This window comes from Chloracidobacterium sp. N, assembly GCF_018304765.1.
Taxonomy (GTDB): domain Bacteria; phylum Acidobacteriota; class Blastocatellia; order Chloracidobacteriales; family Chloracidobacteriaceae; genus Chloracidobacterium; species Chloracidobacterium aggregatum.
In genome coordinates, this window is sequence record NZ_CP072643.1 from 235,979 (window position 1) to 262,925 (window position 26,947).

The 26,947-nt window shown below is 62.1% G+C and carries 25 protein-coding genes; 13 read left to right on the forward strand and 12 right to left on the reverse strand.

The genetic code is table 11. The features are described from left to right. Window positions 1-56: 56 nt before the first annotated feature. The 10 genes from J8C05_RS12115 to J8C05_RS12160 form a co-directional block, all read right to left on the reverse strand. Window positions 57-1,619 carry a glycine betaine ABC transporter substrate-binding protein gene (locus J8C05_RS12115; protein ID WP_211423793.1) on the reverse strand — a complete coding sequence of 521 codons (1,563 nt, stop codon included), beginning with the start codon at window positions 1,617-1,619 and terminating at the stop codon, window positions 57-59. A gap of 25 nt (window positions 1,620-1,644) precedes the next feature. Next, window positions 1,645-2,406, reverse strand: a complete 762-nt coding sequence (locus J8C05_RS12120) for an ATP-binding cassette domain-containing protein (RefSeq protein ID WP_211423794.1) — start codon at window positions 2,404-2,406, stop codon at window positions 1,645-1,647. A 164-nt stretch (window positions 2,407-2,570) separates the two neighbouring features. Next, entirely contained in the window at window positions 2,571-3,752 is a 1,182-nt protein-coding gene (gene trpB, locus J8C05_RS12125) for a tryptophan synthase subunit beta (RefSeq protein WP_211423795.1), read from the reverse strand. 200 nt (window positions 3,753-3,952) lie between these two features. Further along, on the reverse strand, window positions 3,953-4,996 hold the full coding sequence (locus J8C05_RS12130; protein ID WP_211423796.1) for a 2-oxoacid:ferredoxin oxidoreductase subunit beta: 1,044 nt from the start codon (window positions 4,994-4,996) through the stop codon (window positions 3,953-3,955). 63 nt (window positions 4,997-5,059) lie between these two features. After that, window positions 5,060-6,913, reverse strand: coding sequence for a 2-oxoacid:acceptor oxidoreductase subunit alpha (locus tag J8C05_RS12135; protein WP_058866189.1), 1,854 nt, complete (start codon window positions 6,911-6,913; stop codon window positions 5,060-5,062). Window positions 6,914-6,991: 78 nt separating this feature from the next. Continuing rightward, window positions 6,992-7,459, reverse strand: coding sequence for a CBS domain-containing protein (locus tag J8C05_RS12140; protein WP_211423797.1), 468 nt, complete (start codon window positions 7,457-7,459; stop codon window positions 6,992-6,994). A 224-nt stretch (window positions 7,460-7,683) separates the two neighbouring features. After that, window positions 7,684-8,223 carry a hypothetical protein gene (locus J8C05_RS12145; protein ID WP_211423798.1) on the reverse strand — a complete coding sequence of 180 codons (540 nt, stop codon included), beginning with the start codon at window positions 8,221-8,223 and terminating at the stop codon, window positions 7,684-7,686. Between the two features lie 138 nt (window positions 8,224-8,361). Next, the gene (locus J8C05_RS12150) at window positions 8,362-9,483 is read right to left on the reverse strand and encodes a hypothetical protein (protein ID WP_211423799.1); all 1,122 of its coding nucleotides are present in this window, start codon (window positions 9,481-9,483) and stop codon (window positions 8,362-8,364) included. Between the two features lie 111 nt (window positions 9,484-9,594). Continuing rightward, complete coding sequence (locus J8C05_RS12155) at window positions 9,595-10,044, reverse strand: hotdog fold thioesterase (RefSeq protein ID WP_246840801.1); 450 nt, start codon at window positions 10,042-10,044, stop codon at window positions 9,595-9,597. A gap of 121 nt (window positions 10,045-10,165) precedes the next feature. After that, window positions 10,166-11,335 (reverse strand): hydroxymethylglutaryl-CoA reductase, encoded by a 1,170-nt coding sequence (locus J8C05_RS12160; RefSeq protein ID WP_058866193.1) that lies wholly within the window; start codon window positions 11,333-11,335, stop codon window positions 10,166-10,168. A gap of 338 nt (window positions 11,336-11,673) precedes the next feature. On the opposite strand from J8C05_RS12160, the gene J8C05_RS12165 reads away from it, so the two are divergent. From J8C05_RS12165 to J8C05_RS12200, 8 genes are all read left to right on the forward strand, one after another. After that, entirely contained in the window at window positions 11,674-12,660 is a 987-nt protein-coding gene (locus J8C05_RS12165) for a hypothetical protein (RefSeq protein WP_211423800.1), read from the forward strand. Window positions 12,661-13,008: 348 nt separating this feature from the next. Beyond that, window positions 13,009-13,314 (forward strand): nucleotidyltransferase family protein, encoded by a 306-nt coding sequence (locus J8C05_RS12170; RefSeq protein WP_407062871.1) that lies wholly within the window; start codon window positions 13,009-13,011, stop codon window positions 13,312-13,314. Beyond that, entirely contained in the window at window positions 13,301-13,657 is a 357-nt protein-coding gene (locus J8C05_RS12175; RefSeq protein ID WP_211423801.1) for a HepT-like ribonuclease domain-containing protein, read from the forward strand. The genes J8C05_RS12170 and J8C05_RS12175 overlap by 14 nt, the downstream gene beginning before the upstream one ends. A gap of 52 nt (window positions 13,658-13,709) precedes the next feature. Beyond that, complete coding sequence (rnc, locus tag J8C05_RS12180) at window positions 13,710-14,438, forward strand: ribonuclease III (protein WP_246840802.1); 729 nt, start codon at window positions 13,710-13,712, stop codon at window positions 14,436-14,438. Beyond that, window positions 14,435-15,835: an AsmA family protein gene (locus J8C05_RS12185; protein WP_211423802.1), complete on the forward strand. Its 1,401-nt coding sequence runs from the start codon at window positions 14,435-14,437 to the stop codon at window positions 15,833-15,835. The genes rnc and J8C05_RS12185 overlap by 4 nt, the downstream gene beginning before the upstream one ends. A 9-nt stretch (window positions 15,836-15,844) precedes the next feature. Next, complete coding sequence (locus tag J8C05_RS12190; protein ID WP_211423803.1) at window positions 15,845-16,468, forward strand: class I SAM-dependent methyltransferase; 624 nt, start codon at window positions 15,845-15,847, stop codon at window positions 16,466-16,468. After that, entirely contained in the window at window positions 16,465-17,406 is a 942-nt protein-coding gene (locus J8C05_RS12195; protein WP_211423804.1) for an NAD-dependent epimerase/dehydratase family protein, read from the forward strand. Before J8C05_RS12190 ends, J8C05_RS12195 begins: the two co-directional genes overlap by 4 nt. Before the next feature lie 106 nt (window positions 17,407-17,512). After that, on the forward strand, window positions 17,513-17,890 hold the full coding sequence (locus tag J8C05_RS12200; protein WP_211423805.1) for a SaoD/DsrE family protein: 378 nt from the start codon (window positions 17,513-17,515) through the stop codon (window positions 17,888-17,890). A 55-nt stretch (window positions 17,891-17,945) separates the two neighbouring features. Here J8C05_RS12200 and J8C05_RS12205 read toward each other — a convergent pair whose 3' ends face one another. Further along, window positions 17,946-19,118 carry a ferritin-like domain-containing protein gene (locus tag J8C05_RS12205; protein WP_211423806.1) on the reverse strand — a complete coding sequence of 391 codons (1,173 nt, stop codon included), beginning with the start codon at window positions 19,116-19,118 and terminating at the stop codon, window positions 17,946-17,948. Between the two features lie 91 nt (window positions 19,119-19,209). Continuing rightward, the gene (gene trpD, locus J8C05_RS12210; RefSeq protein ID WP_211423807.1) at window positions 19,210-20,175 is read right to left on the reverse strand and encodes an anthranilate phosphoribosyltransferase; all 966 of its coding nucleotides are present in this window, start codon (window positions 20,173-20,175) and stop codon (window positions 19,210-19,212) included. Between the two features lie 165 nt (window positions 20,176-20,340). Between trpD and J8C05_RS12215 the strand changes: the two genes are divergently transcribed. The 5 genes from J8C05_RS12215 to J8C05_RS12235 all read left to right on the forward strand — a co-directional run bounded on the left by J8C05_RS12215 (window position 20,341) and on the right by J8C05_RS12235 (window position 26,942). Then, complete coding sequence (locus J8C05_RS12215) at window positions 20,341-21,327, forward strand: helix-turn-helix transcriptional regulator (protein ID WP_211423808.1); 987 nt, start codon at window positions 20,341-20,343, stop codon at window positions 21,325-21,327. A gap of 71 nt (window positions 21,328-21,398) precedes the next feature. Next, a complete protein-coding gene (cas6, locus tag J8C05_RS12220) occupies window positions 21,399-21,998 on the forward strand; it encodes a type I-MYXAN CRISPR-associated protein Cas6/Cmx6 (protein WP_211423809.1) in 600 nt (199 codons plus the stop codon). Continuing rightward, on the forward strand, window positions 21,995-24,463 hold the full coding sequence (gene cas3, locus J8C05_RS12225; protein ID WP_211423810.1) for a CRISPR-associated helicase Cas3': 2,469 nt from the start codon (window positions 21,995-21,997) through the stop codon (window positions 24,461-24,463). Before cas6 ends, cas3 begins: the two co-directional genes overlap by 4 nt. After that, window positions 24,421-25,992, forward strand: coding sequence for a type I-MYXAN CRISPR-associated Cas8a1/Cmx1 (gene cas8a1, locus J8C05_RS12230; protein WP_211423811.1), 1,572 nt, complete (start codon window positions 24,421-24,423; stop codon window positions 25,990-25,992). The genes cas3 and cas8a1 overlap by 43 nt, the downstream gene beginning before the upstream one ends. Next, the gene (locus J8C05_RS12235) at window positions 25,989-26,942 is read left to right on the forward strand and encodes a DevR family CRISPR-associated autoregulator (protein WP_211423812.1); all 954 of its coding nucleotides are present in this window, start codon (window positions 25,989-25,991) and stop codon (window positions 26,940-26,942) included. Before cas8a1 ends, J8C05_RS12235 begins: the two co-directional genes overlap by 4 nt. Window positions 26,943-26,947 lie beyond the last annotated feature (5 nt).

Below are 26,947 nucleotides of genomic sequence, written 5' to 3' on the forward strand. Positions count from 1 at the left end.
CTGCCCCTGGTAAGCAGGCCAGCACAGGTCACCCCGGTTACAAAACAGGCTCAATATCAGGGGACGGAAGACATACCCGCCCGGTAAGCTGCCAGGAAATCAGCCGCGACTTCACGTGGCGTGCGTTTTTCACCATCCACGGCATAGTTCATCCGCTGCATTGCCGCCGTCGAAATTACCCCTGCTAATGACTGCACGACTTCGGCAAGCGACGGCACTTCGGACCCTGCCGCCTGACGCACGACATACACGGCCTGGTAGGGCGGAAAATAGTGCCGGTCATCTTCCAGAGCGACGAGATCAAGCGCCGCGATGAGGCCATCCGTCGCATTGCCGGCAATGATGTCCAGCTCGCCGGCCGCCAGCGCCCGGTAGGTCAGTGCCAAGTCCATTTCCCGTGGCGACTGAAAATCAAAGCCATACGTCGCACAAAACCCCGCGTACCCATCAGCGCGCGACATAAAATCCTGCCCAAAGCCGGCCCGCCACCGCAGCGGCGCCCGCGCCGCATCAGAAATGGTCCGCAGACCGTACTCCACGGCCGTCTGGCGACGGACGAGAATGGCAAAGTCATTGCGAAAGCCCAGTGGCGGCCCGACCACCAACCCAAAACGCGCGGCATACGTCTGCCGGACTTCCGTATAGACGCGCTGCGGATCGGTCAGCGGACGTTGCCCCAGAATGGCCGTCCAGGCCGTGCCGGTGTATTCGGGATAGACATCCACCGCCCCTGCCAGCAGGGACGTATGCGCCAGGTTGCCGCCCAGCTCATACCGGCGCTCCACGGCCACACCCCGCGCCTCCAGCGCCTGCGCCAGCACTTCTGCCAGAATGACCGACTCGGTGAAGTCCTTTGAACCGACGACAACCGGCCGTCCCGTCGGCATCACCGGCCCGGAGGCCACCCGGTAACTCCACAGCACCGGCAGCAACAGCACCACCAGTCCAGCCGCCGCCGCCAGACGGCGGACCCGTACCAGACGCGGGGCAGCCCCCGGGGCATGGCGCTCGAAAGCCGCAAAGATGACATCCACCAGCAGCGCCAGCAGCGCCGCCAGCGCCCCGCCGGCAATCAGCAGGCGGTTGTCGTTTTGCCGCAGCCCGCGAAAAATGAGCGTCCCCAACCCGCCGGCGCCAATGGCCGCCGCAATCGTGGCTGTGCCGACCGACAGCACGACGGATACCCGTACCCCGGCCAGAATGACGTTCGTCGCCAGCGGCAACTCCACGTAGCGCAGCCGCTGCCACGGCGTCAGCCCAAGGGCTGCCGCCGCCTCCCGTACACCCGGTTCAATTCCCAGAATCCCCGTGGCCGTGTTGCGCACGATGGGCAGCAGCGCGTACAGCGTCAGGGCCACAATCGCCGTGCGCGCGCCGATGCCGCCCAGCCACGGCAACGGCAGCAGCAGCCCAAACAGGGCCAGGCTCGGCACCGTCTGCACGGCATTGACCACGGCAAACACCACCCCCCGCACGCGGGGCAGATGGGCCGCCGCAATCCCCAGCGGCAGCCCGACGGCCAGCGCCAGCACCGTGGCCACCAGAACGAGCAGAACGTGCTCCCGCCAGGCTGTCAGCCAGATGGCCCGCTCTTCCAGAATGAACTGTAGCCACGTCATGCGTGTGATGGACGACCACCCGGCTTCAGAAGCGCGCCGCCTGCACGTATTCGCGCACCGCCGGGCAGTCCAGCTTCAGAAAGGTTTCCGGCGGCGCATCCGCCACCAGCCGCCCGCCGACCAGCAACCCGATGCGCGTCCCCACCCGCAGCGCCTCCCGCAGGTCATGGGTGACGAACAACGCCGTTTTTCCCAACCGGGCGACCAGTTCCGCAAACTCATGTTGCAGCCGGGAACGCACGACCGGATCGAGCGCCCCAAAGGGCTCATCCAGCAGCAGAAGGTCAGGATCGAGCGCCAGCGCCCGCGCCAGCCCCACCCGCTGCCGCTCGCCGCCCGACAGTTCGGATGGAAACCGGCCGGCATACATCCCGGCCGGCAGACCGACGCTGTCCAGCAGTTCCACCACCCGCGCCCGCCGCCGCTCCGGCGTCCAGCCGGACAACTCCAGCAGCAGCCCGACATTGCGCTCCACCGTCAGGTGCGGAAACAGTCCCGCATCCTGCATGACATACCCCATCCGACGGCGCAGTTGGATGACATCCCACATCGCCACCGCCTGCCCGGCCACCCGCACCTCGCCGGAGGTTGGCTCAAGCAGGCGGTTGACGAGCTTGAGCAGCGAGGTCTTTCCGCTCCCCGAAGCGCCGAGCAGCATGAACACCTCCCCCGACGCCACCGCCAGATCAATGCCGTCAAGCACCGGCACCCCGGCCCGTACCAGACCGACCCCGTGCAACTCGACGACGGGCGCAGCCACCGGCTTCGGAACAGGTACGTCGCTCATCGCCTCCCCACTGTCCCTGTTTCAGGGCGTCAGAACAGCGTTGAGATTGTTGGCCCGTACGCCCACGCGCCCGTCAGGCGCTTCCCCCGGCGGCATACTGCATCATTCGCCACTCGCCACTCGCCATTCGCCACTCGCCACTCGCCACTCGCCACTCGCCACCATCAGACGCTTCCCCCGGCGGCATACTGCATCACGGTTTGCATGTCCTTGTCGCCGCGCCCGCAGAGGTTGAGCAGAATGGTTGTCCCCGGCGGATAGTGACGCGCATGACGCCGTACCCAGGCAACAGCATGGGCCGGCTCTAGCGCCGGAATGATCCCTTCACACCGCGACAGATGGTGAAAGGCAGCAATGGCTTCGTCGTCGGTGGCCACGTCGTACTGCACTCGCCCAATGCTTTTCAGATAGGCATGTTCGGGACCGACAGAAGGATAGTCCAGCCCGGCCGAGATACTGTACGTTTCGTGAATCTGACCATCTTCATCCTGAAGCACATAACTGCGCATACCGTGCAGCGTGCCAGGTGTTCCTCTGGCCAGAACAGCCCCGTGGGCACCCGTATCCAGCCCCCGTCCTCCCGGCTCGACGCCTACAAGTTGCACATCCGCATCCTCCAGAAAGGCCGTGAACATCCCGATGGCATTCGAGCCGCCGCCGACACAGGCCACGACGACATCCGGCAGACGGCCGGTTTGTTCCAGCATCTGCGCCCGGGCCTCATCGCCAATGACCCGCTGGAAATACTTGACCATGGTTGGAAAGGGATGCGGCCCGGCGGCCGTTCCCAGCACGTAATGCGTGGTGCGGACGTTGGTCATCCAGTCCCGCAGGGCGTCATTGATGGCATCTTTGAGCGTACGCCCACCGGTACGGACGGCATGAACCGTCGCCCCCAGCACCTGCATGCGAAAGACGTTCGGCTGCTGCCGGGCCATATCCACTTCGCCCATATAAACTTCGGTGCGCAGCCCCAGCAGCGCCCCGGCCATGGCCGTGGCCACGCCATGCTGCCCGGCGCCGGTCTCGGCAATCAGGCGCGTTTTGCCCATCTGCTTCGCCAGCAGTGCCTGCCCCAGCGCATTGTTGGTCTTGTGCGCGCCGCCGTGCAGCAGGTCTTCCCGCTTGAAGTACAGCTCGATGCCCAACTCACGGGAAAGGTTCCGGGCGTAAAACAGCGGCGTCGGGCGCCCCAGAAAACCGGTTGAAAGGTCCCGGAACGTCTCTTGAAAAACATTATCAGACTGTGCGGCCAGAAAAGCGGCTTCCAGTTCTTCGAGCGCCGGCATAAGGGTTTCCGGCGCATAGATGCCGCCAAAAGGTCCAAAGTAACCGAAAGACTGCATGACACCTGCGGGACTGTCCTGCCAACACCTCCGTGCATCCGGCGACACTGGCTCTGGCGGTCAGGACAGGTTGTGTTTCAAGGTTTTCAAATCGTTCACGTGGGGGGCCGGCAAAGCAACGGTTTTTTCCGCTCCGGCCGGAAATGAAAAACCGGACAGACTTCAGACGAAGCCTGCCCGGTTGGGATAAAACGGCCGGACTATTCGACCACCCAGGTGTCGCCGCTGTGGAGCAATCGCTCCAGATCGCCTTTCCCCCGCGTCATGGCCACCTCGATTTGTTGCCGGGTCAGTTCCTCGAAGGTGGGCTTGAAGACATTGCGGAACACGCCCATCGGCACAGGAAATTCCGGGAAGTTCATCTGGGTGAGCAGGTAGGCCAGCGTCGGGTCTTCCGCGTTTTCGTCATGGACGAGCAGATCGTCCACCGTCACGCCCTGTTCCCCAATGGTGACGACTTCGGGCCGGATGCCGTTGAGCCGGATGCCCTTGTTGCGGTCCTTGCCAAAAATCATGGGCTTGCCATGCTCCAGGTAGAGCATGTTGTCCGCCCGCACTTCCTTGTCACTGATGGGCTTGTAGGCCCCATCGTTGAAGATGTTGCAGTTCTGGTAAATCTCCACGAAGGACACCCCCTTGTGCCGCGCCGCCCGCTCGATGGTGGCCGCCAGGTGCTTGGTATCCACGTCTATCGAACGGGCGATAAACGTGGCCTCGGAAGCAATCGCCATACACAACGGATTGATGGGCCGCTCGATGCTCCCCATGGGGCTGGATTTCGTCTTCTTGCCGAACTCCGACGTGGGGGAGTACTGCCCCTTCGTCAGCCCGTAGATGCGGTTGTTGAACAGCAGGACGTTGACATCCAGGTTGCGCCGCATGACGTGGATGAAATGGTTGCCGCCGATGGACAGACCATCGCCATCCCCCGTGATGACCCACACCGAAAGGTCCGGGTTCGCCAGCTTGATGCCGGTGGCCACCGTAGGCGCGCGGCCATGAATGGTGTGGAAGCCGTAGGTGTTCATGTAGTACGGAAACCGGCTCGAACAGCCGATCCCCGAAACAAACACCAGGTTTTCGCGGGGAATGTTGAGCTTGGGAAGAACCGACTGCACCTGAAAGAGAATCGAGTAGTCGCCACAGCCCGGACACCAGCGGACTTCCTGATCGGAGATGAAGTCCGTACGTTGCAAGTTGAGTGGCGTCTCCGACGCGCCAGCGATCTTGAGCGGTTCGGTCATGATGATTCTGCCCCTGCACAGGCGATGCCGGAGGATGCACCGCCGGTAAAGTCACGACTCTCATCACAGCAAGGCTTTGCAGCGCGTGATGAGTTCCGAGATTTTGAACGGTTTGCCAGCCACCTTGTTGATGCTCACACTGTCCACGAGAAACATGCCCCGGATGAGCAGGTTGAGCTGTCCAAGGTTGAGTTCGGCGACGGCCACCCGTTTGAAACGCTTGAGCACGTCACCCAGATTACGCGGGAAGGGATTGAGGTAGCGCAGGTGGGCATTGGACACGCGGTAGCCCTGACGGCGCAACTCCTCGGTGGCGGTGGCAATCGCCCCGTAGGTGCCGCCCCAGCCCAGCACCAGCAAGTCCCCCTCCGGGTCGCCTTCCACCGCCAGGTCGGGAATGAAGTTGGCAATCCGGGCAATTTTTTCCGCCCGCAGCCGTACCATGAAGTCGTGGTTGGCCGGGTCATAGCTGACATTGCCCGTGCGATGCTGCTTTTCCAGACCGCCGATGCGATGCTCCAGTCCCGGCGTCCCCGGCACCGCCCAGGGGCGCGCCAACGTCTGCTCGTCCCGCTCATAGGGCAGGAAACCCGTCGGGTCCTGACGCAACACCTGCTTCATGGGCGGGAGTTCAGACAGTTGCGGAATCTTCCACGGCTCGGCGCCGTTGGCAATGTAGCCATCTGAAAGATAAAAAACCGGAGTCATGAAGGTCACAGCCAGGCGGACGGCCTCGACCGCCATATTGAAGCAGTCGCTCGGCGACGACGGCGCCACCACGGCCACCGGGCATTCGCCATTCCGTCCATAAAGCGCCTGGAGCAGATCGGACTGCTCGGTTTTGGTTGGCAGTCCCGTCGAGGGGCCGCCCCGCTGGACGTTGATGATGACGACCGGCAACTCCGTCATCACCGCCAGACCGATCGCTTCGCTTTTGAGACACACCCCGGGACCACTGGTTCCTGTCAGCCCGATGTGTCCGGCAAAGGCCGCGCCAATCGCCGCCCCCATGGCCGCAATTTCGTCTTCGGCCTGAAAGGACTTGATGCCGAAATTCTTGAGCCGGGACAGTTCATGCAGGATGTCGGAAGCCGGCGTAATCGGATAGCTGCCATAAAACAGCGGCCGCCCGGTCAGTTCCGAGGCCGCAACGAACCCCAGCGCCGTCGCCTCGTTGCCGGTAATCTTGCGGTACTTGCCTGGCGGCAGGCTGGCCTTGCGCACCCGGTAGTGCGTCGTGAAAATTTCGGTCGTGTCGGCGTAGTCATACCCGGCCTTGAGCGTGCGCCGGTTGGCCTCCGCAATTTCCGGCTTTGCCCCAAACTTCTGCTCGATCCACTGGTAGGTCGGCTCCAGCGGCCGGTCAAAGAGGGCAAACACGATGCCCAGCGCAAAGAAGTTCTTGCACCGCTCCTTGTTGCGCTTGGTCATGTCCATGTCCGCCAGCGCATTGTAGGTCAGGTCGGTGATGGGAATCGAAATCAGCCGGTAGCCCTTCAGAGAGCCATCCGTCAGCGGGTTCGAGGTGTAGCCGGCCTTGTCGAGGTTGGACTTGATGAACTCGTTTTCGTTGACGATGAGAATTCCACCTTCGTGCAAATCCGGCAGGTTGACCTTCAGCGCCGCCGGATTCATGGCCACCAGCACATCCGGCTCATCCCCCGGCGTACGGATGTCCATGCTCGAAAAGTTGACCTGGAAACCGGAAACCCCCGGCAGGCTGCCCTGTGGCGCACGGATTTCGGCCGGAAAATCCGGCAGCGTGCTGATGTCATTGCCGAGCAACGCTGCCGTGTTGGTGAACTGGGTTCCCGTCAACTGCATCCCGTCCCCTGAATCGCCGGCAAAGCGAACGGTGACGGAAGTGACTTCCTGAATTTTTTCTTCGGTATTACCGAGAATGGCCGTGGATGACATCGGAATCTACTCCGCCTTGAGCGTAAATGATGAGACCAGGACCGGCCGCGGGGCGGCTCCGGCACAAGCGGCAACAACCTAACCGCCTTCAACGGTCAGGCTCTTCTGATCGAGTTTGGGTGGGAGGTTGACCACATCCTGCGGAAAGTGCTCGACGATAAAGCTGATGATGTGGCGGGTCGAAATCACGCCCAGAATCCCGCCGTCGGCGTCGAGCACCGGCAGATGCCGGTAGTTCCCGGCATCCATCAGACGCATGGCCTCGACGATGGTGGCATCTTCCCGGATGGTCGTCGGATTCGGCGTCATGAAGTCCTTGACCGGTGCTGTGTACTCGACGCCCAGCCCCATCACCTTGAGCAGGTAATCCCGCTCGGTCACGATGCCGAGCAGGGAGCCGTTTTCACAGACGAAAGCATAGCCGGCCCGTTCGGCCATCATGGCCCTGATGGTTTCCGCCAACGACGTATCCGGGGTGACGATGACCGGGCGCGAGGGCTCCAGATGCCGCACTTTCCAATCCTGAATGACATGTTCGAGAGACATGGTGACAACCTGCGGTGCCATGCACGACCTGCGCCGTGCTCCAAAGATGGGATTTCACAAGCCGTGGGCAGCAACCGCCTTCTGGACATTGTTGCCCCGGATGCTATGTGAGAAACCTTACTTTTGGCAATGCCGCTGTTGAAAAAACCGGCTCGAACGGCCGGCTCAGAACGCTACCCACCGTGTCTGGACTGGCGCATAGACGGGTGACAACGTGGAATTCATCACGCCTGGGCCGACAGGCGCGGGGCGTCCGCCAAAGCGGGCTGCGTCGCCAACCCGGTCACATCCCCCAGCAACGTCGCGTTGAGATGCGCCGCCAGCGAGTCAGCTTCATCCGTATCGAGGCCCTGCAGAAGCGGGATGTCCACCCCACCCTGGCGAATGCCCAACACCCCCCACGCGCCAAAGAAACGTGCCGTGGAAAGGTCATAGTCGGCGCCAAACACCGTCAGCCGGTCTCCCGACCGCTCCAGCACAAGTTCAGGCAACCCGGCAATGGCTCCCATCGCCTGCCGGAAAAACAGCCACGTGGTGTACAACCCGGCACTGCCGGCGATGAGACACAACACACCCGGCAGGGAAACCTGTTGCGCCAGCCCTGCGGCCGCCGCCATGGTCGTCACAAAGGACACGACCGCAAAACCAACTGCCAGCAGCGACTTCAGCACATCGGACAGCTCGCCATTGCGGGTCAGCCACAGCTTCCGGTCCGTAAAGACAATGCTCCGCCCGTTCGACAGCAGGTATGATTCACGCCTCATGTTCGTTCCTCCGCTTAACGTTCCCGACCTTTGCCCTTCAGGTCACAGGTGAGTTGTGCCGCCCACCCCGCACAAAGTCAACGACTTTTGACGACAGCCTGCCGTCTGCGCCACACCGGTTCAGCGCCTGACCCGGCGCTAGCGCAGGGTCAGTGCCAGGTATTCAATATACGCCCGCGGCCCCGGCGTCACCCCGCGCGGACGGCGCAGGTTCTGAAGACAACCATCAAAGGCGCGCACGACAACGGCGGCTTCCATTTCACGCTCGACGTTCTCCCGGTGAATCTGCCGGCACAGCGCCAGTCCCTCGTCAATTGCCTGCAGGATGAAAGCCACGGAAGCGGAAGGATGCTCCAGCGGCGGGTCTTCTCCGGCTGCGGCAGCCGTTTGGGCCATCAGCAGCGCCTGTTCAACATCGGCATCAGTGATGAAGGGATTGGGCACGGCCGCATCGGCAATATGCCGCTCGATGGAAAACACCGTTCCACGGACAAGGTCCTGGGTCAGCGCCAGCCCGACGGCATCCTCGATGCCTTCAAGCGGAATGGCGCGCACCGGCGTGTCCCACCCGGCAGGCCGCCAGGTCAGACGCTCTGACTCCAACATGGCCGTCCGGTAGCGGACGTGCTGTGGCAGCGCATAGCGTGGATGGCGTGCGCCAAGCTGCTTGCGCTGGGCGCGGTCGGAAACGTAGTAGGCATCCACCCCGCCCAGCGCATTTTTTCTGATCTGCTCGGCATAGACACTGGGCAGGGGGTCATCGGACACCGGACAGAAAAAGACGCCCGACGGCAGCGACACTTCCGGCAGGTCACCCAGCCGCGCCAGAAAGTCGGCCAAGTTGTCCGGGGGCGCTTTGCCAATGTAGTCATTGATGCGCCGCCCGTAAGCTATCACCCGCGCCGCCTGAAGCTGGTCGGCCGGCAACCAGGGAAAAGGGGCTTCGCGCATGCGCCGGTCGAGTTCCTCCGCCGGCAGACGCTCAAAAAACACCCTGATGATGCCGTCCCGGAGTTCGTCAATACACAGCAGGGCAACGTCTGTGAAGGCCGCCGGTGGTTCGTCGGCGTGCTCATCTCCGGCGTGGTTGTCTTCAACCGGTGCGGCGTGGAGCAGAAAACGCAGTCCCAGATAACGTCCCCAGGACATACGCGGCCCCGTTTGAAAAGTGGCTGTGGCACCGCCAGCCCCCACCTGGCGCACACCACTGCCCTGGCGCTGCTGCGCCCGCAGTTTCTGAGCTTTGGTTTTCTTGGGCATACAACAATCGGACCGCAACCGAAGCCGGACCGGGACGAGAAGAAACATCCCTGTCACCAGGCAGGATGCGCGCTGCGTCACCGGCAGGACTTCGGGATGGAGAATCAGAATTCAGGCCACGGGCGGCGGAGATGGACGGTTGAGCACGGCAACAGTCAGGCGACTGACGCACACCAGCCGTCCTTCTTCATCCTGGATTCGGATGTCCCAGACATGGGTGCTCGACCCAATGTGCAGGGCCGTCACCGTCCCATAGACAAAGCCCTCGCGCACCGCACGGAGGTGATTGGCATTGATTTCCAGCCCAACCACCATCCGCTCCGGGGACACCAGATGCGAGGCTACACTGCCCATCGTCTCGGCCAGCGCCACAGAGGCACCCCCGTGCAGCAGGCCGTAGGGCTGCTTCGTCCGCTCATCCACGGGCATGCGCGCCCGCAGGCAGGTTGGTGTGGCTTCCACAAATTCAATTCCCAAGTGCGCTGCCAATCCAAACCGCGCCGAGCTCAGCGCAGCCGGTGCGGCATCCGGCGGAAAAACGGCCAGTTGTGATTCACTCATAGGCAGTGGCTGTCGTTTCGGGAAAAATGGCAGGTCACGCGACCGGCGCCCGCCGGGTGTCAGACCGATGTCAGCCCCTGCGGCGCGTGGCGGCAAGCGCGGACCTGCGCCTCAGCGATGTTCAGCGGTTGCGTCCATACTGTTCATGGCTCGACACCCAGTCGTGCGAACTGATGGCCGAGGCCAGCGAAAGCTCCCCGGCCAGGACGACCGCCGCCACGATTTCGGCGAGTTTGTTGACCTTACCCGGCCCGTCACAGCCAAGCAACTTCAGGCACTCGCGCTGGGTTGGCAGGGCCGTTCCCCCGCCGTAGGTGGCCACGATGAGCGAAGGAATCGTGATGGAGAGATAAAGGGCATCATCCGGCGTGCGTTCGCAGTAGAGAATGCCCGCCGAGGACTCGGACACATTGGCGACATCCTGCCCCGTAGCGATAAACATGGCCGTCACGCCATTGGCCGAGTGCGCGCCATTGTTGTTGACGCCCGACATGAACCCCCCAATGGACTGCACCTGAAAATGGTAGTGGAGCGATTCGGGTGAAGTCCGCATCACCTGGCGGAGCAGATCGCCGGGGATGGTCGCTTCCGCCGTGACGCGCTTGCCCCGCGTCATGATGCTGTTGATCTGCGAGGCTTTCTTGTCCGTGGCGAAGTTGGACTCCAGAAACCACCGCACGACCTTGCCGTGGTTCTGCACAATCCACTGACAGGCGACATACGTTGCCCGCCCGACCATGTTCTGCCCGGCGGCATCGCCCGTCGAGTAGTTGAAGCGCGTGTAGAGGAACTTGTTCGCCTGGTAAAACTCGATATTGAGCAGCTTGCCGACGCGGGTCGTGGATTCGGCAGCCGCCTTGACCTGAGTGAAGTGTTCACGCAGCCAGTCAGCAAAATCGCGGGCATCGCGGGCGTTCTGGAAAATGAAGACCGGCGCACGCTGCATCTGGTCGGCCGTCACCGTACAGAGGACGCCCCCCGCCATCGTCAGCGCCTTCATGCCCCGGTTATAGCTTGCCACGAGCGTCCCTTCTGACGTCGCCAACGGGATCAGAAACTCCCCCTGGGCGTGCTCCCCGTGGATGAGAATCGGCCCGGCCAGACCAATCGGCACCTGCGCCACACCGATGAAACTTTCGATGTTGCCACGGCAAACATGCGGGTCGAACGAATAGCGGTTGACATGCTGGAACGGCTCGCCTAGGTACTGCGCGGCCAGTTCCTGCCGCTGCCGGATGATTTCATCGGCATAGTCATCTTCTTTACTGTACGGAACGCGCACAGAGGCCATAGTCTGGGTTCTCCTTCGGAAAGAATTTCGATGAGTGGGAGCGCATACGTGATCAGCGCGCGTTATACATCACCGCCCCGGTGCGTCAACCCTGAAGTACGCACGGATGGCGGTCAGCAGTCCGCACTTTTCCACGTTCGTCCCCGTTTGACAAACCCAAACGGGCTTGTCAGCATCATTGCTTCGGCTGGATTACCGGTTTCGTTCAATCCACGGATTTGACCCCAGAGACGAGAGAAACGCAACGTGTCTGATCACCGGACCTGGCCCGTACCTGCCCGTTGGGGCTGCCCACCCCAAATCATTGACTGAACCACTTCGAGGAGAGCCTATTTGCCATGAAGACTGTTTCGATTGCCGTCCTCAGCCTTGCACTTGCCGCCGGGGCGACCGGTACTGCCACTTTTGCCCACACCGTCGCCGGAGTGCCCGCACAGGACAATGCTGCCAAGCAGCGCAAGGAATATGACGACTACAAGAAAATTGAGGCGGAGCAGGACCCGGCCAAAAAACTTGAACTGGCGCGCGCCTTCTTCGATTCCGACCCGACCCCGACGTATGTCAAGTACGTCCAGGGACAGGTCAATGCGGCCCGCTACGCCCTGTTTACCCGCTACAAAGACGCCGGCGACCTGGCTAATGCCGCCAAAATTGCCGATGAATACGTGGCTTCCGTCCCTGAAACCGATCTGTTCTTTGCCTTTCAGTTGACGACGCTGGCCGAAGCCCGGGCGCTCAAACAGGGGGTGAAGCCGGAGGCCGCCGGGGCGTGGGCGGAAGCCGCCAAATACGCCACCAAAGCCCGCAAACTCATCGTCGAGGACAACCGGAGCGAAGCGATGCTCTACGACTCCAAGACGACCACCTGGGACAAGGTCAAGCCGGGGTTTGTGGCCTACCTTCACCGGATTGAAGCCCTGGCGCACTTCGCTGCCAGGCAGAACGACCAGGCGGAAAAATCGCTGCTGGCAGTCATTGAAACCAAGTGCGACGCCTATCCCGATGTCTATTTCCTGCTCGGCCAAATCCACAACGCGCGGTATGACGACAAGGCCAACGCCTTCAACAAGCTCTCGGCCGAAGCACAAAGTGGTGAACAAGGACAGAAGCTGCTGCAGGAAGCCAGGGAAGAATCCAAAAAGGCGGCTGAGTTCTTCGCCCGCGGCATTCTCGTGGCTGAGGCTTCCCCAAACAAGGAGGCCTACAAGGCAGTCGTCGCCAACGCCCGCAAGGAAATGGAAGAGTCTTACGAAATTTGGAATGACGGCAAGAAGGACGGACTGGACGAGTTCATGGCCGGCTTCAAATCCACCTGCCAGCCGTGAAGGCTCCAGCCTGCCGTGAAGGCTCCAGCCTGAACGCCCTGACAGGCCCCATTCAGCGACGGTCCTCCCTGCGTGTCCTCTGAACCCGTATCCGCCGCATGCCAAAACGTGGATACCAGACCTTTGAACACCTCATGGCCCAGCCTGAAACCCGGCTGGGCCACCGGTTTGCATGCCGTGAACGGCTTGCCGAGGCGCTGTCCCACGGCGTCACGCCTTGGCGTTTTCCCCCACACATAGCAGAAGCTTCGCGGTTTCCGGTGGCGCTGTTATCAATTCCATCTGTGGTAAGAACCAGGTTACTTGTGGAGTCGGGGTATGTCTCTGACTGTGCGGGAGGAAAGTCGGATGATGAGGCACTTGGCTGTCTCCCGTGAGCGCATTGCAGAATTCTGCCGCCAGCGGGGTATCCGGCAACTGGCGTTTTTTGGCTCGGTCCTGCGGGAAGACTTCAGACCGGACAGCGACATTGATGTGTTGGTCGAGTTCGAGCCTGACCGGGTTCCAACCCTCTTCGACATTGTGGGAATGGAGCAGGAATTATCAGCCATGTTGGGAGGACGCCGGGTTGATCTGCGTACTCCGGAAGACCTGAGTCCCTATTTTCGGAACCAGGTTCTCAGGGAAGCTGCGTTGCAATATGCAACCGAATGACCTGATCCGGCTTCGCCACAGGCTGGACGCCGCTCACGAAGCGCTGCGCTTTGTTCACGGAAAGCAGCGTATTGACCTCGACAGCGATCGTCAGCTTGTCTGGGCGCTGGTCAAGGCCATTGAAATCATTGGCGAGGCAGCGTATCAGATGGCTCCCACGGTAAGAGCCGAAATACCTGACCTGCCGTGGAACGGCATCATCGGTATGCGACATCGCCTTGTGCATGCCTATTTCGACATCAACCTGGATATCCTCTGGAAAACGGTGCAGCAGGGACTCCCACCCCTTGTGGCCGGGATCGAGAAGTATCTTTCAACCGTGGACACCGGAAGCAACCGTTGAACGCCCGCATCCTGTCCAACCTTCGCTGACACCCAACCCCATCATCCACCTCATGCCAAAACGTGGCCACCAGACCTTTGAACACCTCATGGCCCAGCTTGAAACCCGGCTGGGCCACCGGTTTGCATGCCGTGAACGGCTTGCCGAGGCGCTGACCCACCGCTCCTACGCCCTGGAGCACCCACCCACCCCCCACAACGAACGCCTCGAATTCCTTGGCGATGCCGTACTGGGGTTCATCATCTGTGCGTGGCTCGTCGAGCGGTTCCCTGCCGCCAGCGAAGGTGATCTGGCCAAGGCCAAGGGGCACCTCGTGGCTTCCGCCCAACTGGCCCAGGCCGCCGAGCGCATCGGGTTGGGTGAAGCCCTCCGCCTCGGCCGCAATGAGGAGCAACAGGGCGGACGCCACAAGACGACGCTTCTGGAAAATGCCTTCGAGGCCGTCGTGGCAGCCCTTTATCTCGATGGCGGCATCACTGCCGCCACCGCCGCCGTACGGCGTATTTTCGCCGCTGAGGTCGCGGCGCTCGACTTTGCCCACATTGCCGCACTCGACGCCAAGACGGCGCTTCAGGACTGGCTCCGTCTGCACCGGCGCCCGCTTCCCTGCTACGAAACCATTGCCGTCGAAGGGCAGTCCCACCAGCCGACGTTTCACGTCGTCGTCACCATCGAAGGGCAACGGCTGGGCGAAGGGCGCGGGCCAAGCCGCAAAGCCGCCGAGCAGGCAGCCGCCGCCCTGGCGCTTCAGCAGTTGAAAGCCGAGGTCGAAACGTCATGACCGCTGCCAGAGGAAACGCCCACGCTCCGTCCCGGCGGCGCCGATGGCCGCTTTTGCTGGGAGCCGTAGCCGCGGCCGCAGCGGGACTGCTGTTGCTGCTTTTTGTCGCGCCCCGTCTCATCCCGTCCGGGTGGCTCATTCCCCGACTGGAGCAGCTTCTGAGCCGGGCGCTCGGCACGCCAGTTCAGGTGGCCAGCGCCCAGGCCACCTCATTTCTGCCGCTGACGATTGTCGTCGAAAATGTCACCCTGGGGCAGCAGCGCCCGGACGCCCGTCTGACGGGCACCATCCGGCAGGGCGAGTTTGGCATCGGCTGGCTCAACCTGTTCCGCCGCCGCCCGACCTTTACCCACCTGCACCTGGTCGAAGCGGACTTGCAGCTTCCAACCAGCACGGCTGCCGGGCCGTCCGGCCAGTGGCGGCCGTCCCCTGCGCCAGCCGCACCCCATCCAGCCGCCCCCCATCTGGCCGCGCCCCATCTGGCCGCAAGCCTGTCTGCGCCGTCACACCGGGTTTTCCATCACCTGGGACTGACGCTGCGCCTTGCCGCTGACGACACGCCGACTGACACCAATGCAGAGCTGTTCACCATCGAGCAGTTGACTGTTCAGAACAGCCGCCTGTCGTGGCCCGACACGCCCTTCCGGTTCGAGCGCCTGAACACCGAAGGACGTGTGCAGGGACGCGAGGTGACGCTGCGCCAGACCACAGCCGACTGGCTCAACGGGACACTCGAAGCCAGCGCCGTACGCCTGACCTTTGCCCCGGAACGGCTGGGCTTTGCCATCACCGGCCGCCTGACCGACATTGCAACCGAAACACTGGCTTCCCCCCCGGAAACGGCAGCCGTGACCGGTCAGGGGACGTTCCGGCTCGACATCGCGGGACAGTACCGCTACGAGACACGAAACTTCGAGGGACTGTCCGGCTCCGGCGATGGCGATCTGCGTGACGGACACTTCCCCCGCTTCCGGCCGGGAGCCATTGGACGTACGCTTGCGCCCACCGCGCTGCCCATGCGTCTGGGCAACTTCGACCTGGGCCCTGTGCAGGAACGCCTGCTGGGAACGGACTCCGGGCTGCCCTCAACCAGCGAAGGGCTGTCCTTCCGTGAACTCGTCTTCCGCTTTGCCCTGGAAGGCACCACGGTCAGGCTCGACGGACTCACCTGCACCCTCGCGGAAGACCGCCAGATTTTTGGACAGGGTGCGATTTCCCTGGCCGAGCGCCCGGCGCAGATTAACTTCGACCTGCGCTTCCCGCTGAACTTCGTTACGGGACGCAGCGCCAGCCGGCTCCCCTTCTTTGGAACATTGAGTGAGCGGCAGATGATTCCGGTCCGTGTCACCGGTACGTTCGAGCGGCCGGTCGTCGAAATCATCAGCCTTTCCCTGTAGCCGGAGTCCATGCGTCATCCCCTGCACCTGCCACCTGATGCCTTCCGACGCTGGGACGAAACGCCGGACGCCCGGTTCTACAGCCTGCCGCGCTTCGTCACCCACATTGACGCCGGAGCCATCGCTGCTGTCACGCAGCTTTACCGTGAGTATTTTCCTTCCGGCGGCGACATCCTCGATGTCTGTTCAAGCTGGGTCAGCCACCTGCCGGAAGAAGTAACCTATCGCCAGGTCACCGGCATTGGGATGAATGCCGCCGAGCTGGCCGCCAATCCCCGGCTGACGGCTTGGTTCGTTCACGATCTGAATACCAACCCGGTCCTGCCCCTCGCCGACGCCAGTTTCGATGCCGCCGGTCTGTGCGTTTCCATTGACTATCTCACCGATCCGGTGGCCGTACTGCGCGACATCGGGCGGGTCCTGCGTCCGGGCGGGCCGCTGGTCGTCACCTTTTCCAACCGCTGTTTTCCCACCAAGGCGATTGCCATCTGGCTGATGCTCGACGATGCCGGGCGCTGTCGGCTGGTCGAGAATTTCTTTCAGGCGGCTGGCGTCTGGGACAACATTCACACCCTTGACCGCAGCCCCGGCACTGGTGATCCCCTCTATGCTGTCATCGGGAGGCGGCGATGAGCATCCGCTGTCTCGTCACCGGCGGCGCCGGCTTCATCGGCAGCCATCTGGTCGAACGGCTCGTCCGGGACGGCCATCGCGTCCGGGTCGTGGACAACCTCATCACCGGCTTTCGGCACAATCTGGCGGCTGTCGCGGCCGAGGTTGAGTTCATCGAAGGCGCGCTGGAAGACCCGGCAACGGCGCAGCAGGCTGTAGCCGGCGTGGAAGTCATTTTCCACGAGGCAGCGCTGCCCAGTGTGCCCCGCTCCGTCCAGGACCCGTTCACCTCCCAACGCTGCGGCGAAGTCGCCACCCTGACGCTGCTCGCTGCCGCAGCCCGGGCCGGCAGCGTCAGGCGCGTCATTTACGCCTCTTCATCGAGCATCTACGGCGACACACCAACTCTTCCCAAGGTGGAGACCATGCCGCCACGGCCGCTGAGTCCCTACGCGGCAACCAAGCTGGCCGGAGAAGGCTACATGGCCGCCTACGCGGCTTTGAGCGGCATGGATACGCTGTGCCTGCGGTACTTCAATGTCTTTGGGCCGCGCCAGGACCCAAACAATCAGTATGCCGGCGTCATCGCCCGGTTTGTGCAGGTCATGGCGCGCGGTGAACCGCCTACGATTTACGGCGACGGGACAGCCACGCGGGACTTCACCCCGATTGCCAACGTTGTGCAGGCCAACCTGCTGGCTATGAACGCTCCGGGGCGCTTCCAAGGCGAAGTGTTCAACATCGCCTGCGGACGGCAGATTTCCCTTCAGAGGCTTGTGCAGCAGCTCAATGCGCTGTTTGGGACCGACCTTAACCCTATCCACGCTGCACCACGGCCCGGCGACATCGCCCACTCCTGCGCCGACATCACCAAAGCCAGTCGTCTTCTTGGGTATTCACCCCGGGTGGACTTTGAAACCGGGCTGCGCGAACTGGTTTACCAGACACCCCGCCTTTAGCTGCCCAGTTCGCGGCCAGCCACAGACGGCGCGACCTCTTGCCTGACTGCGTATAAAATCGTATTTTTCCTGAACACAAAACACACCCGTACTCTGGAGCACGCTCATGAAAGTTGCCTACGTCTTTGCCACCGACATGGCCAGCACCTTCAAACTGGCGACGATGATCCTGCCGCAGCTCGAAGACGGAGAACACGGCGCACAGGTCGTCGGAATGATGTTTTTTGATGACAACTTGTTCTGCCTCCGGCAGGGTGACCCTGTGGGTGAGCGGCTGGCGCGCCTCGCCAAGGAACAGGGCATCCTGCTGATGGTGTGTGACCAGTGCGCGGTGCGCCGCAACCTGGCTGAAGGCAACTTCGAGCAGTGCGGCAAGGGACAGGTCAAAGCCAAGGGGCTGGTTGAAGGCGTCGTAGCCGGGTGTTTTCCGCAGCTCTATGCGGCTTTGGCCGGAAATCCACCCGACTACGTCATCACGCTGTAAGCCCGGACCCCACCCCATCAACGGCCGATGTGGCTGAGACTGTGGTGTGGAAGGTTCACACGGTGTCTTCCAGAAGGTCGGCGGCCGTGAGTTCCGTCGCCGGACGTTCGTGCTCAAAGGCCAGCAGTCCCAGTTGTGCGTAGTGCGGACGAATGCGGTCGCTGAGCAGCCCAATCCGTTTGAGATTGGGAATGATGCGGCGAAACATCGTCCGCCGGAACATGGCCATCATGTCCGAGTGGAGCACCAGCCGGTTCCACTGCGCACGGCGCAGGCGATGGGCAAAGTGCTCATCGTAGATTTCGTGCAGAAGGAACCGGTTGCGCAGCAGCACGGCCATTTCAAACGCCCAGTCTTCACGGTCCCGGCGCTCACGTTCACTGACCTCCCGAAGGTAGAACTCGCCCAGCGCCAGCACCCCGAAGTGGACGTGGCGGGCTTCATCCGTGATGACCATTTTGAGCATGTCGCGTAGCAGCGGCTCGCCCGACAACTGGCGCAACGTGGTGAAAGCCCCCAGGGCCAGCCCCTCGATCATGATTTGCATCCCCAGGAACTTCACGTCCCAGCGCGAATCCGTCATCAGGGCGTCAATGACGACGTAGAGGTTGTCGTTGATGTCGTAGAGCTTTTCCAGCTTCGTCGTCAGATAGGTGTGAAACGCCTCGACGTGACGGCTTTCATCCATCACCTGCGTGCCGCCGTAGAGCTTGGCATCGAGCCACGGCACGGCCGTGGTGGTCAGCGCCGCCGCGTAGAGCGCCCCCTGTTCGCCGTGCAGAAACTGGCTGAGCAGCCAGCTTGTCAGCGCGTGGAGCTGCACCTGGCGCTCATGTTCGGTCAGCTTTGACCAGAGCGGAAGCCAGTAGGCCGGGTGAAACTTCTCCGGCAGCAGCACCGTGTCGGGATGAAACGGATCGACAGGACGCTTCCAGTCCAGATCGGTGGTGGCATTCCACTGGGCGGTTTTGGCAGCTTCGGTCAGGCGACGAATTTCGGGCTGATTGCGTTCGTAACGCCAGTCGAAGTTGGCCGGATACCCCACCGGCAACGCCGTGGTGTCTTCCCGTTTGCCGCGTTTTTGAATCAGACCACGGTAGGCCGGGCCGAGCAGCCCCGCCAGTACCCGAACATTGCCATTGGCCGTAGCCTGGTACAGTAAAGCGCCCTGTTGCATGAGCGCATCCAGCTCAGACAGGACGGCCTCGCGCGTAGGCAGACGCAACATAAGCGACGTGCCTCCCTTGTGACGGACGGTCGTGACGGGGGCCATCACAGGCGGGAAGGTTACGGCCCCACGCCCACAAGAGCAAACGCTTTCACCTGTGCACGTGCGCCAAAAAGGTTGCCACCTGGCGCTGAACCTCTCCGCCGGCGAGAAGTTCGGCCGCGCAGGCGGCACCGTCAGCCAGCGTTTCCGTCCGTCCGGCGGCCACAAACCCAAGACCGGCATTGAGCCGTACGCTGTGGTAATCGGCCGAAACGGTATCCCGTCCCGTCACGATGTCCCGGAACTGCCGCAGATTGGCCTCTGGTGTGTAGGGCTGAGCTTCCACATCGCACGGCAGGTCGGGCGGTGTCCAGGGTCGCTTGTCAATCCGCCAAGGTGTTACCTCATACATGACGGAAGTCCCGACCGGCGTCAGTTCGTCCCGGTTTTCGTGGCCGCGCACCACGACCGCCCGGTGTGTTCGTGGGTCGGTCGCTAGCCACTGGGCAATGAACGCCTGCATGCGTGGGTGCGACACCCCCATGACGCGCCGGCCGGGATGCAGGGGATGCAGCAGCGGGCCGATGTAGTTGAAAAGGGTCGGACGCCCGAACCGCCGCCGCGCCGCCGCCACAGCCTTGAGCGCCGGGTAACACTGAGGTGCGTAGAGAAACGCCAGGTTGGTGGCAGCGAGCAGGCGCGGAAGCCGCTCCGGCGGATACTCGACCGGGACGCCGAGCTGTTCGAGCAGGTCAAAGCTCCCGCTCGTACTGGTGGCAGCGCGGTTGCCGAACTTGACCACGCGCACGCCCCCGGCCGCCAAGACGAAAGCCACCGTGGTTGAGACATTGAAGTGCGGCCGACCGCTGCCGCCCGTGCCGCAGCAGTCAAAGACCGGCTCAGCCAGCTCCGGCAGTGGGCAGGCCGTGGCGCGGACGGCTGCAATGAGCGTGGTGAATTGCTCGAACGTTGCGGTATCGGGCGTCAACGATGCCAGCAGCGCATCGGTTTCCGCTTCACTCAGGCGGCCGGCAAGCAGCGCGGCCAGATGGTTGGCCAGGGTCTCATCCATCATCTTCTGTTGAATCCAGACGGCCCGGCGGTCCGGCATCGGGCTGGCAACTGGAGACAGGCAAACGGCGAAGCATCTGACACAAAACAATTTTTTTCGGGTGCTCGGTGGTCACACGTTATTCGTGGGATCACCCCTCGTACACTACCCGCTGTGACACTGACCAGTATGAACTCCAAACAACGCACACACCTTCGCCAACTCGAACGTCTGACATGGATTCACCGTGAAATCCAGGCGGGCCGGTTTCCGAATACCAGGCGTATTGCCGAACACTTCGGTATTTCACGCAAGACAGCACAGGAAACCATAGATTTTATGCGCGACCGCTTCCAGTTGCCACTGAAGTACTGCGCGCAGCAGCGGGGATTTCACTACACCGAGCCGGTTCATTCGCTGCCGTGGATGACGCTGACGGAAGGCGAAATTGCAGCGATTCTCATGGCCGAGCGGCTGGCCCAGGCCTACGGCGGACAGGCCGCCGCTGGCATCACCGAGGCGCTCACCAAGGTCATACAGACGCTGACCGAAACGGTCTCCGTGGACCTGAACCACCTGATGACCCTGCAATCCGTTGAGCCATTGCCGACCAGCCCCGTTGATCAAACGTATCTCGCACTGTTTGCCAAGGCCATTGAGCAACGTCGCGCGGTACGGATGACCTATTTCACCCAGTCTTCGGGTGAGACCAAAACGCGCACGGTCAATCCTCTGCGCCTGCACAGCGCCAAAGCTGAGTGGTATGTCATCGCCTTCGACCACCTGCGTCAAAAAGTGCTCGACTTTCACCTGGGACGTGTCCGTGCGGCCGAACTGCTTGATGAAACCTTCGAGCCGCCGACCGGCTTTGACATCGAAACCTATCTGAACCGTGGCTTCGGGATGATTCGTGGAGAAGATCAGACCTACGAAGTCGTCGTGGAGTTTGACGCCTATCAGGCGCGCTGGATTCGTCAGCAAAGCAAGGTTCACAAAACGGCGCACTACACCGACCTGCCCGATGGCGGATTGCGGGTGACGATGCAGGTCGGGGCGCTGGAAGGCGTCCGGCAGTGGGTTTTGCAGTATGGCGCACGGGTGCGCGTCATTGCCCCGGAGCAGCTTCGCACCATGCTGCGTACGGAAGCCGAAGCTCTTTTGAAACTGTATGCCTGAGTTCAGGTCAGACAGGTTTTCTGTCCCGGCCTGGAGGTGATGCCTCTGAACCATTGTCCAAGGAGTACGTCATGACCGACAGCCCCATCGTTGAAATGCGTTTTTACCTGTCCGGCGAACGCCTGCCGGTGGATCACGGCTACCTGCTCTATGCCGCCCTGTCCCATCTTCTGCCGTGGCTTCACGATGATACCGCCGTCCGGATGGCACCCATCCGGGGACTCTATGCCAACGGCAACAACCTGCTGCTCCAGGACTGGAGTCGGCTGGTGATACGTACCCCGGCCGACCGACTCGCCGGTTTTCTGGCGTTGGCCGGGCGGACGCTCGACGTGGGCGGCTGCCGTCTGCGCCTCGGTGTGCCCAGCATCCACACACTCCGGCCGGCATCCACGCTCTATGCCCATCTGGTGACGACCAGAAATGGGCAGGATGAAGCCCGCTTTGATGTCGAAATTGCTCGGCAGCTTGCGGTACTCGGCATCAACGGACAGGTTGCACGTGGCGCCCGCCGTACGTTCACGGTTCACGGACGGCATCTCGTCGGCTATGCCCTGTCCATTTCGGGTCTTGACCCGGAGGCTTCGGTGACGTTGCAGGCGGCCGGCCTCGGCGGTCGCCGCAAGATGGGCTGTGGCTTTTTTGTTCCGCGAAAGGAGGGACAGCCGTGAGCACCGCACTTCCCAGGTACCTACTGGCAAAGTCGTACCCACAAACGAAGTTTCCGCAGCAACCGCCGGACTACGCCCTGCTCCTTCAGCACAACCGCGATGTGGCGCAAGCCTGCACGGCGCTGGTGGAAGTCATTGGCCGACTTGTCCTGGAGCGCGCCGGACTTACCGAAACCGACATTGAAGCCTTCAAAAAGGCCATGGCTGCCGTGGGTTGGTTTGAAGACCTTGGCAAAGCCAACAGCCATTTTCAGGCAATGGTGACGAAAGCGCCGCAACTCATCCAGCTCCTGCGCCACGAGACCCTTTCCGGTCTGCTGCTCTGGCAAAACAAAGCACTGCGCGAATGTCTCGAACCGGCTCTGGGTGACTGGTTTGTGCTTGCCCTCTGGGCGGCCATGGGCCATCACCGCAAGTTTGATTGCGACACCCAGGCTTCCGCAGCGCCCGCACTGACAGTCTGGCTGAATCATCCCGACTTCCAGCAGATGCTCATTGAGCTTGGCCAGAGCCTGGGGACGCAAACGCTTCCCCCAACGTTCTCCGCACCGCTCATCATTGCTCCGGACAACCGCAACCCAAATGCGGTTTCAGCACGGCGCGCCCTGCAGGACCTGAAAGAAGATTTTGATGGCCTCCGGGAGCAGCTTGCCCCGGAATGGTCAAAGCGCCTGGCGGTGATGAAGGCGCTTGGCATTGCAGCGGATGTGGCCGCCAGCGCCGTCGCCGCCCAGGGACAAAGCGCTGCCAATTACTCGCTGGATACTTTTGTCCGCCAAACCTTGGGACAGGTCGGACTCAAGGCAGCGGATTTTGATCAGCTCATCGGCGAATGGGCGTGGAAGGCCACCGGGCAGCCGCGCCCTTCCGACGCACCCCAACTTCCGCCCGGCTTTGCTTTTCGTCCCTTTCAGTGCGAGGTGGCCGCTTCGGAACGTTTTGTCACACTGGCCTGCGCCGGCTGTGGTTCCGGCAAGAGTCTGGCGGCCTACCTGTGGGCGCAGGCGTGGCAACGGCGCACCGGGCAAACCAACTTCCGGCTCTTTTTCTGCCTGCCGACCACTGGGACGACGACCGAGCACTTCAAGGACTACGCCCTCGAAGCGGGACTTTCGGCCGCGCTGACCCACTCACGTTCGACCGTTGACCTGAAAGCTCTGGCGGAAACGGCCGACCAGGAATCCGATGTGGACGCCAGCAACGCCGAGCGTGCCGCCCAGCGCGCCCTCGACGACCTGCGGGACAAAATCGAGGCGTTGTCCCTGTGGGACACCCCGCTGGTCGTCACCACGGCCGACACCGTGCTTGGACTGATGGCCAACGCCCGCCGGTCACTCTATGCCTTCCCGGCCATTGCCCTGAGTGCGATTGTCTTTGATGAAATCCATGCCTTTGATGACCGGCTGTTTGGGCATCTGCTGGCGTTCCTGCGGTTCTTTCCACGGCAGCCGGTGTTGCTGATGACGGCCTCCCTGCCCCAGCACCGGCTGGCGGCGCTGCAAAAGGTTCGCCCGGATTTGCAGATCGTTGCCGGCCCGGCGGAATACGAACAGCTTCCCCGCTATAAACTCCGTTATCCCAGCAGCCCGGAAGAAGTCTGGCAGGCCGTCGCCGACTGTATCGCGCAGGGCGGCAAGGTGCTCTGGGTGCGGAACCGCGTCGAATGGGCCAACGAAACCTACGCGGACTGCCGGAAGCGTTTTCCACAGGTCGAGGTCAACGTCTATCACTCGCGGTTTCGCTACAAGGACCGCAGCCGGCTGCACCACTACGTCATCGGGAAGTTCAAGGGTAAAGATGCCCAGATTCTGGTCACAACCCAGGTGGCCGAAATGTCCCTTGACCTGTCGGCTGATCTGCTCATCACCGACATTGCCTCCGTCCCGGCGCTCATCCAGCGCATGGGGCGGGCCAACCGCCGGTCAACGCCACAGCATCCCCAGCCTCCCAGGCCCGTCCTCGTCTGCCCTCTTCCGCCGCAAGCAAACGAAAGGGATAACCCGGCGCTGCCTTATGAAGCAGAAGATATTGCCACTGCCGAAGGTTGGCTTGCACATCTGCTGGCCCTTGAGAAACCCCTGAGTCAGCGCGACTTGGCTGACGCCTTTGGAAGCCTCTCACCGGGAAAAGACTTCGATGTTGAGCAGGCCTGGAAAGCGGCGTGTTTTGTTTCGGGGGGGTGGGAAACCCGTCCCGGCATGACGCGCAGCGAAGGCTACACGGTCAACGTCATCCTCGAAGCTGACTGGAAAGCGTACGGCCAGTCGGAGCCAGGCCGCGACTGGCTCATCGAGCACGAGGTTGCCATCCCGTTTCGGCCCGAAGTTCTGCGGTGGGGAACGGTGGGAAGCCGTCGCCTCGCGCCGGCCGAACGGGTGGCGTACGACTTCAACCCAGAGACAAAGAAAGGAACCGGAGCAAGATGGGTCAGCGCACAACCGGCTACCAACTGCCAAATCCTCTAGTCTATGAACTCGGAAACCCGAACTTCACGGTCTATCACCGGGCGGCACTGGGCGGTCTGGCCGCGACCATAGAAGCCTGGAAGAAGAATCCCCGCCTGAAGCCGGAAGGGATCGCGGCCGAAGTTGATGCGGGCAAAGTCGAAATCTGGTGGGACAAGGAGTTGTCCGACCGGCAGTTCATTCGCCGCCTGCTGGAAGCTTCATTCCGGCTGACACCGGACAGACTCATTGACCTGCCCGGACATGGCATCGAGACCGACCGGGATGGCCTGCGGCTGGCCATCCATACGGGACTGTGCGGGACTTTCCTGCAACACAACAAGATGCGCCCAGGTGAAAAAACACCCCGGACACTGAAGGTGCAAGTGGAAGGTGAAGAACAGGAGTATCTGCTTACCTACAAGGCAGTTAACTCCTATGCCCACCAGAAAGCTCAGGGAACAGGTCTTTTGGGCGACGACGATCAAGCCCCCTTGCCACCTGTGGCCTTGATTCCCCAGTCGGTTGTGCCGGGGGCGATGACGGGCGCCAGTGAGCTTGAAGGTCCCCCCGAAGAAGTGCTGCTTCTGCTTTACCTGATGGTCGGTTCAGCAGTCTTTCTGCTGCGCTCGTACCGCCACGAAAGCAGGGCGCAGTATTGTCTTGTCATTCCCGATGTCAAAAACCTGAAAAGTTTCGCCCGCAACCTGCGCCAGATAGCGGCCCGCGGTGCCAACTTTCTGACGAATGGTTATCCCGGCCGCATCGCCGGAGGCGCCGAGGAAGCAGCGCTGCGCTTCCTTCTTGCCCTTGAAGCCGGCAATCTCACGGAGGAATTCGGGCGCAGTGTGTCCGGCTGCCTGGCCGTGGCGATGGGCAAAGTGGCTTGGGACAGAAACCAGATCAACCGCAGCCTTGTCGTGCGGTTGGGCGCCGAGTACCCCGAAATCGAGGTCTTCCGCGCAGCGCTTCAGCATTTCGGTAAGGGGCGGCTGTTGACCTCGGCCAGGGGCGAAGCCTTTCCTGCTTCGCCCAACCCGCTGCCGGAACTCATTGCCGCCAACCTTGCCGCAGAACGGCACTGGTGCGCTGACTTCATCCAGCGTTGCCAGGAAAAAAAGGATTTTGAACAACTCACTTTCCAAAAAGGAGGACTGGCCGCCATGACCAAGGCCATCAAAGACGAGGACGACCAGGCCATCATCGCCATCTTTCACGAAGCCTGGCGGATGACCATGGGCGCCCTCAGCGAACGCGCGCAACGGGAAGGCAGTGACTTCACCGCCCTTGTCGAGCGCGAGCGCGAACGTACCCGCAACGCCATCCTGCGGGCCAAGACCGCTGAAGCCCTTGCCGGATGGTTTCTCCGCTTCTGCGCCGATGCCACCAAAGGTGCGGCGCTGGCTGGCATGAAGCGCAACGCAGCGCGCGTGCGCGAATTCATCTTCAACCCCCGCAACTTCGAGCGATTCCAAAACCTGCTTCTATTTGCCCTCGTCAGCTATATGGGCAGGGAAGACAACCTTAGTGAAGGAGGCATTGACGCATGACGACCCACTACCTGTACGCCACGATTCTCACCGGCGAGGCTGTTGCTGCCAACAATCGCGGTGACAACCTCGGCAACACCACAACCCTCCAGAAGGTGTTTCATCAGGATGATGTGCACACCAGCATTTCGGCCGAAGCCATCCGCTTTGCACTGCGCCACCACTTTCAGCTCGCCGGGCTTCCTGTCAACCGGCGCTATGACGGCGACAGGCTGATCTATGCCGACGAAAAGCGGACGTACTGGGGCAGCCGAACGCCCTTCATTGACGACGATCTGATGGGCTTTATGGATGCTGCCGCCGCCCAGGCTGAACGTGATGATGAAGAAGCCGAGCCGGGATCAACAGCAAAGTCCGGCAAGAAGAAAAAAGGGACGGTAACGAAGCGCACCAGCCCACTGGCCGTCGGGCGTGCGGTGTCGCTGCGCCCATACCGGGGTGAGCTGTCCTTCAACTGCGTCAGTGGGGTGAAGGAAAAGGGCAAGCTGTCGCTCTACAACGCCGAGATGCACACGACGGAGTACCAGTACAGCATTGCCCTCAACCTCAATGATGTCCTTGACAAGCAGAACATTGGCCACCTCATTGACGCGCTCATCGAACCGCCTCCGGTCGCCGGCAACCACGCGCGGTTTTACTATGACTTTTCGCCGGCCTCGATTGTTTTTCGCGTCACCTCTACCCATGCTTCCAGAATCCAGAACTGCTTTGAGCACGATGAAGAAGGGCGCACATACACCGTCGCCCGGCTCATCCGGCGCGTCGCAAGCGGGGACATCCCGGCAGAAGAACTCATCATCGGGGGCGAGTTGTCACATACCGATGAGGGGAAAAAGCTGAAGGAACTGGGCGTGACGGTACTCGATGGCATCCGCAAGGCGGCGGATGAGGCCCGGCGGCGCATCGCCCGACGGGACAAAGCCTTTGCCGTTCTTGCCGAAGGGAGGTGAGCGCC

What these genes read in the sequence shown, in the direction of transcription:
- J8C05_RS12115 (WP_211423793.1), bottom strand. Translation starts at nt 1,619, where the DNA reads ATGACGTGGCTACAGTTCATTCTGGAAGAGCGGGCCATCTGGCTGACA.
- J8C05_RS12120 (WP_211423794.1), bottom strand. Translation starts at nt 2,406, where the DNA reads ATGAGCGACGTACCTGTTCCGAAGCCGGTGGCTGCGCCCGTCGTCGAG.
- trpB (WP_211423795.1), bottom strand. Translation starts at nt 3,752, where the DNA reads ATGCAGTCTTTCGGTTACTTTGGACCTTTTGGCGGCATCTATGCGCCG.
- J8C05_RS12130 (WP_211423796.1), bottom strand. Translation starts at nt 4,996, where the DNA reads ATGACCGAACCGCTCAAGATCGCTGGCGCGTCGGAGACGCCACTCAAC.
- J8C05_RS12135 (WP_058866189.1), bottom strand. Translation starts at nt 6,913, where the DNA reads ATGTCATCCACGGCCATTCTCGGTAATACCGAAGAAAAAATTCAGGAA.
- J8C05_RS12140 (WP_211423797.1), bottom strand. Translation starts at nt 7,459, where the DNA reads ATGTCTCTCGAACATGTCATTCAGGATTGGAAAGTGCGGCATCTGGAG.
- J8C05_RS12145 (WP_211423798.1), bottom strand. Translation starts at nt 8,223, where the DNA reads ATGAGGCGTGAATCATACCTGCTGTCGAACGGGCGGAGCATTGTCTTT.
- J8C05_RS12150 (WP_211423799.1), bottom strand. Translation starts at nt 9,483, where the DNA reads ATGCCCAAGAAAACCAAAGCTCAGAAACTGCGGGCGCAGCAGCGCCAG.
- J8C05_RS12155 (WP_246840801.1), bottom strand. Translation starts at nt 10,044, where the DNA reads ATGAGTGAATCACAACTGGCCGTTTTTCCGCCGGATGCCGCACCGGCT.
- J8C05_RS12160 (WP_058866193.1), bottom strand. Translation starts at nt 11,335, where the DNA reads ATGGCCTCTGTGCGCGTTCCGTACAGTAAAGAAGATGACTATGCCGAT.
- J8C05_RS12165 (WP_211423800.1), top strand. Translation starts at nt 11,674, where the DNA reads ATGAAGACTGTTTCGATTGCCGTCCTCAGCCTTGCACTTGCCGCCGGG.
- J8C05_RS12170 (WP_407062871.1), top strand. Translation starts at nt 13,009, where the DNA reads ATGATGAGGCACTTGGCTGTCTCCCGTGAGCGCATTGCAGAATTCTGC.
- J8C05_RS12175 (WP_211423801.1), top strand. Translation starts at nt 13,301, where the DNA reads ATGCAACCGAATGACCTGATCCGGCTTCGCCACAGGCTGGACGCCGCT.
- rnc (WP_246840802.1), top strand. Translation starts at nt 13,710, where the DNA reads ATGCCAAAACGTGGCCACCAGACCTTTGAACACCTCATGGCCCAGCTT.
- J8C05_RS12185 (WP_211423802.1), top strand. Translation starts at nt 14,435, where the DNA reads ATGACCGCTGCCAGAGGAAACGCCCACGCTCCGTCCCGGCGGCGCCGA.
- J8C05_RS12190 (WP_211423803.1), top strand. Translation starts at nt 15,845, where the DNA reads ATGCGTCATCCCCTGCACCTGCCACCTGATGCCTTCCGACGCTGGGAC.
- J8C05_RS12195 (WP_211423804.1), top strand. Translation starts at nt 16,465, where the DNA reads ATGAGCATCCGCTGTCTCGTCACCGGCGGCGCCGGCTTCATCGGCAGC.
- J8C05_RS12200 (WP_211423805.1), top strand. Translation starts at nt 17,513, where the DNA reads ATGAAAGTTGCCTACGTCTTTGCCACCGACATGGCCAGCACCTTCAAA.
- J8C05_RS12205 (WP_211423806.1), bottom strand. Translation starts at nt 19,118, where the DNA reads ATGTTGCGTCTGCCTACGCGCGAGGCCGTCCTGTCTGAGCTGGATGCG.
- trpD (WP_211423807.1), bottom strand. Translation starts at nt 20,175, where the DNA reads ATGATGGATGAGACCCTGGCCAACCATCTGGCCGCGCTGCTTGCCGGC.
- J8C05_RS12215 (WP_211423808.1), top strand. Translation starts at nt 20,341, where the DNA reads ATGAACTCCAAACAACGCACACACCTTCGCCAACTCGAACGTCTGACA.
- cas6 (WP_211423809.1), top strand. Translation starts at nt 21,399, where the DNA reads ATGACCGACAGCCCCATCGTTGAAATGCGTTTTTACCTGTCCGGCGAA.
- cas8a1 (WP_211423811.1), top strand. Translation starts at nt 24,421, where the DNA reads ATGGGTCAGCGCACAACCGGCTACCAACTGCCAAATCCTCTAGTCTAT.
- J8C05_RS12235 (WP_211423812.1), top strand. Translation starts at nt 25,989, where the DNA reads ATGACGACCCACTACCTGTACGCCACGATTCTCACCGGCGAGGCTGTT.